General features: G+C 72.3%; 5 protein-coding genes. 4 read left to right on the top strand and 1 reads right to left on the bottom strand.

Annotated features, from left to right (window positions below):
- Window positions 1–58: 58 nt before the first annotated feature.
- Genes RIM90_RS30530 through RIM90_RS30515 form a run of 4 tightly spaced genes read left to right on the top strand, consistent with a single transcriptional unit; the run spans window position 59 to window position 4,448 of the window.
- Window positions 59–1,135 (top strand): substrate-binding domain-containing protein, encoded by a 1,077-nt coding sequence (locus RIM90_RS30530; RefSeq protein ID WP_309063982.1) that lies wholly within the window; start codon window positions 59–61, stop codon window positions 1,133–1,135.
- Window positions 1,136–1,151: 16 nt separating this feature from the next.
- Window positions 1,152–2,327: a toxic anion resistance protein gene (locus RIM90_RS30525; RefSeq protein WP_309063981.1), complete on the top strand. Its 1,176-nt coding sequence runs from the start codon at window positions 1,152–1,154 to the stop codon at window positions 2,325–2,327.
- Window positions 2,324–3,859, top strand: a complete 1,536-nt coding sequence (locus tag RIM90_RS30520; RefSeq protein ID WP_309063980.1) for a VWA domain-containing protein — start codon at window positions 2,324–2,326, stop codon at window positions 3,857–3,859. Before RIM90_RS30525 ends, RIM90_RS30520 begins: the two co-directional genes overlap by 4 nt.
- A complete protein-coding gene (locus tag RIM90_RS30515; RefSeq protein WP_309063979.1) occupies window positions 3,846–4,448 on the top strand; it encodes a hypothetical protein in 603 nt (200 codons plus the stop codon). Before RIM90_RS30520 ends, RIM90_RS30515 begins: the two co-directional genes overlap by 14 nt.
- A 163-nt stretch (window positions 4,449–4,611) precedes the next feature.
- Here the strand turns inward: RIM90_RS30515 and RIM90_RS30510 are convergent.
- Window positions 4,612–5,047, bottom strand: a 436-nt coding sequence (locus RIM90_RS30510) for a phosphoenolpyruvate carboxykinase domain-containing protein (RefSeq protein ID WP_309063978.1), incomplete at its 5' end; no start/stop codon positions are given.

Here is a 5,047-nt window from a genome sequence, read left to right as displayed (position 1 = left end):
CACCCCCCGTTCACCCGGATCGGCCAGGAACGTCTGATTCCGGGAGCACGCTCCTCGCGTGAGACGTATCGCAGGCATCGTCCTCGCGGTCCTGCTGATCGGCGGCGTGGTGGCAGCCGTCGTCGCGGGCCGGGACAGCGAGGAGACGGGCACGGCAACGAAGACCGTGCGCATGGTCATCGGATCGGAGAAGGCGGAGTTCTTCGCGGATCCGGACGTGGTGGAGGCCCTCGCCGCCGAGGGCTACACCGTCGAGGCCGAGACCTCCGGGTCCTGGGCCATGGAGGGGCTGGACCTCACGGGGTACGACCTGGCGTTTCCGTCCAGCCGGGCGCCTGCCGCCGAACTGGCCGAGAAGTACGAGGTGCGGGGGATGCTTCCGCGCCCGTTCTACTCGCCCCTCGTCGTCGTGTCCCGTCGCGGGGCGGCCGAGGTGCTCGCCGGGAACGGGCTGGCCGAGCTCGACGGGCAGAACCCGGGCACGCTGAAGATGGACGCCTACCTCGACGCGGCCGAGCGCGACCGGACCTGGCAGCAGCTCGAAGGGTCCGAGAAGTACGGGGAGCTGACCGGCACCCTCTACATCTCCAGCACCGACCCGGAGACCTCCAACTCCGGCGCGCTGTACCTGGCCGCCGCCTCCTACGTCGCCAACGGCGGCAAGGTGGTCGCGAGCGACGCCGAGGCCGAGCGCACCGCTCCCCTGCTGCGCAAGCTGGTCCGCGTCCAGGGCGCCCAGCAGTCCAGCACGGACGCGGGGTTCCGGGACTTCGTCAGCGGGGCCGGCAATCCGCTCGTGCTGGTCTACGAGTCCCAGGTGGTCACGCTCCTCGACGAGCAGCAGAACGCGGACGACCTCGTCGTCCTCTACCCGGACACCACGGTCAACAGCGACCACACCGTCGTCCCGCTCACCGAGGACGGCCGGAAACTGGCCGAACTCCTCGGCAGCGATCCGACGTTGCGGAAGCTGGCCGTCCGGCACGGCTTCCGGCCGCAGGGCGACGTCGCCGAGTTCGCGGCGGCCGCCGTGGGCCGCACCGCCTATCTCAAGCAGCGACTGACCGGCGTCCGCCAGGCGCCCGTGCCCACCTCCACGGTGCTGCGCGAGCTGGCGCAACGGGCGCGTGGATAAAGGGGGATCGCATCAGGTGAGCACCGACGAAGGCGACTTCATCCTCACACCGCCCGAGCCCGTCACTCCCGTGCCGCGGGAGAAGGCCGGCGGGCTCGTCCCGGTCGACGACGGCGTCCGCGCCGGCATGGCGGCCAAGGCCGCCGCGTACGTCGAGGGCCTGGCCGCGCTGGACGCCCGCTCGCCCGAGTTCGCCGGCAAGGTCGGCGAGATCACCGCGCTGGGCGCCGGCGAGATGCGGTCCGCGACCGCGCAGTCCAACCGCATGCTGGAGCGCACGGTGCGCAGCCTGCCGGACAGGGGCGGGGACGCCCGGTCCAAGGTCGCCGGATCGCTGGTCGAACTGCGGCGCGTGGTCGAGGACCTGGACCCGCGGGACCTGCCCGCGGGCAAGGGCCGCAGGCTGCTGTCCCGGCTGCCCGGCGGCAACAAGCTGCGCGACCACGTCGCCAAGTACGCCTCCGCGCAGGGCACGCTGAACGGGATCGTGGGGTCCCTGCGGGGCGGCCAGGACGAACTGCGGCGGGACAACGCCGCGTTGCAGACCGAGCGGGTCCACCTGTGGGAGACCATGGGCAAGCTCCAGGAGTACGTGGTCCTGACCGAGGCCCTGGACACGGCCGTCGAGCAGCACATCGCCGGGGTGGAGGCCACCGATCCGGCGCAGGCCGACTCGCTGCGCGCCGACGTCCTCTTCCCGGTCCGGCAGAAGCACCAGGACCTGCTCACCCAGCTCGCGGTGTGCGCGCAGGGCTACCTCGCCATGGACGTCGTGCGCCGCAACAACGACGAGCTGATCAAGGGCGTGGACCGGGCGGCCACGACGACCGTGTCGGCGCTGCGGATCTCCGTGATGCTGGCCTCGGCGCTGGAGAACCAGAAGAAGGTGGTCGAGCAGGTCGACGCCCTGCGCGGCACCACCGAGGACCTGATCCGGGCCAACGCGGAGATGCTGGCGACGCAGAGCGGGGAGATCCAGCGCATCGCGGCCGACCCGGCGGTCGGGGCCGAGACGCTGCGGACCGCCTTCCAGCAGATCTACCGCACCCTCGACGCCATCGACACCTACAAGGTCCAGGCGACCGAGGCGATGGCGGTGACGGTGGAGAACCTGACCGCCGAGCTCCGGCACGCGAACACGTTCCTGGAGCGCAGCCGGGCGCAGGGCGCGCCGGAAGGGGGCCTCGGATGAGACGGCCCCTGGCCGCCCTGCTCGCCGCCACCGCCCTGCTGACCGCGTGCACGGCCACCGGGGAGAAGGAGGAGAAGGACGCGAACGCCGCCGAACCGGGCACCCTGCGCGTCCTGGCCTCCAGCGAGCTCAGCGACATGACACCGGTCCTGGAGCAGGTCGAGAAGGACACCGGCGTCACCCTCCGGCCGACCTACATCGGCACCCTCGACGCCGTGGACATGCTGGCCACGGGGAAGACGGACGGCAGGTACGACGCCGTGTGGCTGTCCTCCAACGACTCCCTGCGGCTGCGCCCGGAGGCGGCCCGGAAGATCGTCTCGGAGACGCCCGTCATGTCCAGCCCGGTCGCCATCGGCGTCAAGCCGGCCACCGTCGAGGCGCTGGGCTGGAAGCCGGCGGAGGTCACCTGGTCCCAGGTCGAGCGGGCCGTGCGGGACGGGAGGCTCACCTACGGCATGACCGACCCGGCCCGCTCCCACTCCGGTTTCGCCACGCTGGTCTCGGTCGCCTCGGCACTCTCCGGAGCCCAGTCGGCGCTCACCGAAGCGGACGTGGCGAAGGCGCGCCCGCGGCTGAAGGAGTTCTTCGGGGGGCAGAAGCTGACCTCGGGTTCGTCGGGCTGGCTGGCGAGCGCGTACGCCCGCCGCGGCGACGTCGACGCGCTCCTCAACTACGAGTCCGTCCTCGAGGGCTTCAAGAACCTGACCGTGATCCGCCCGAAGGACGGTGTCGTCACCGCCGACTACCCGCTCTCCTCCCTCGCCTCCGCCGACGCGGCCGCCCGCGAGGACGTGCGCAGGGTGACCGAGGCACTGCGCACGGACGCCGTGCAGCGGCTGATCACCGACCACACGCACCGCCGCCCGGTCGTCGCCTCCGTGCCGCCCGCGGCCGGCCTGGACACCGACCGGCGCCGTGAACTGCCCTTCCCCGGCAGCCGTTCCGTCGCCGACGGCCTGCTCGACGCCTACGAGAACGAGCTGCGCCGTCCCTCACGGACGGTGTACGTCCTCGACACCTCCGGCTCGATGGAGGGCGAACGGCTCAGCCGTCTGAAGAGCGCCCTCACCCGCCTCACGGGCGACTTCCGCGACCGCGAGGAGGTCACCCTGATGCCGTTCGGCTCAAAGGTGAAGAGCGTGCGCACCCACGTCGTCGACCCCGCCGACCCGGAGCGGGGGCTCGCGGCGATCCGCCGGGACACCGGGGACCTGCGGGCCGAGGGCGAGACCGCGATCTACACGTCCCTGGAGAAGGCGTACGACCACCTCGGCACCGGCGAGGACGCGTTCACGTCGATCGTGCTGATGACGGACGGCGAGAACACCGCGGGCGCCGGGGCCGCCGACTTCGACGCCTTCTACCGGGGGCTGTCCGGCGACCGGCGGGACATCCCCGTCTTCCCCGTCCTGTTCGGCGACTCCGACCGCGCGGAGCTGGAGCACATCGCCGAGCTGACCGGCGGCCGGCTGTTCGACGGGCAGGGCTCGCTCGACGGTGCCTTCGAGGAGATCCGTGGCTATCAGTAGGGCGGTGGCGTACCTGGAGTCCCGCAAGAACCTCGCCGGGAGCGCGGGCGGGCTGGCGGGGCTGGTGCTGACGTTCACGGGCGTGGCCGGCCCGTACTGGCCGGTCGTGGTGGCCGGGCTGTACGGGGCGGGCGCGCTGATCGCCCCGCCGGAGCGGCCGGCGCCGCCCGACTTCCCGGACCCGTCCGCGCAACTGGACGCGGTGCGCGCCGACTTCGCGACGCTGCGGGACTACCTGAAGGGCGTCGACCTGCCGTCCGCCGCGGCCGGGGAGCTCGACGGCCTGCTGGAGCTGCTGGCCGCGCTGCTCGATCCCGGGTGGAGCGGTGAACTGCTCGCCCAGGACCCGGAGGGCGCGCACGTGCTGTCCCGGACGGTGCGCCGGGACCTCCCGGAGGCCGTCGACAGCTACGCGCGGACGCGGTGGTGGACCCGGATGGCGCCCGGGAACGAGTCGCCCGAGCACCATCTGGAGCGTCAGCTCGGTCTCCTGCGGACGGAGGCGGAACGGCTGGCGGCGGTCCTGCGCGAGGCGGAGGCCCGCCGCCAGGAGTCCCACACCCGGTACCTGGAGGACCGGCCGAAGTGAGCGGGCGGGCCTGCCGGCGCCCGTCCGTCGGGGCGGACGGAGGGCGGCGACAGGCCCGGCACCCCGCACGCCGTTGTGCGGGGCCCCGCCGGTGTGGCCCGCGGCCGGCCGTGACGATCGCTGGTCAGGGCATCCGGACCGGCCGCGGAGTCTGTGCGGGCGTTCAGCCCAGGCGCTTCACCAGCGCGTGGTACTGGTCCCACAGCTCCTTGGGCGTGTGGTCGCCGAAGGTGTTGAGGTGGTCGGGGACCAGGGCGGCCTCCTCGCGCCACACGTCCTTGTCGACGGTGAGCAGGAAGTCCAGGTCGGCGTCGGAGAGTTCCAGGCCGTCGGTGTCCAGCGCCTCCTTGGTCGGCAGGACGCCGATCGGCGTCTCGACGCCCTCCGCCCTGCCCTCCAGGCGCTCCACGATCCACTTCAGGACGCGGCTGTTCTCGCCGAAACCGGGCCAGACGAACTTTCCGTCGTCGTTCTTGCGGAACCAGTTGACGTAGTAGATCTTCGGCAGCTTGGACTGGTCCTTGTCCTTGGCCACGTCGATCCAGTGCGCCATGTAGTCGCCCATGTTGTAGCCGCAGAACGGCAGCATGGCGAACGGG

This window comes from Streptomyces sp. (genome assembly GCF_031181555.1).
Lineage (GTDB): Bacteria > Actinomycetota > Actinomycetes > Streptomycetales > Streptomycetaceae > Streptomyces > Streptomyces fimbriatus.
The sequence above is the reverse complement of the archived record's forward strand: the minus strand, read 5'-3'. Positions and strand labels throughout refer to the sequence as shown.

What these genes read in the sequence shown, in the direction of transcription:
- RIM90_RS30520 (WP_309063980.1), top strand. Translation starts at nt 2,324, where the DNA reads ATGAGACGGCCCCTGGCCGCCCTGCTCGCCGCCACCGCCCTGCTGACC.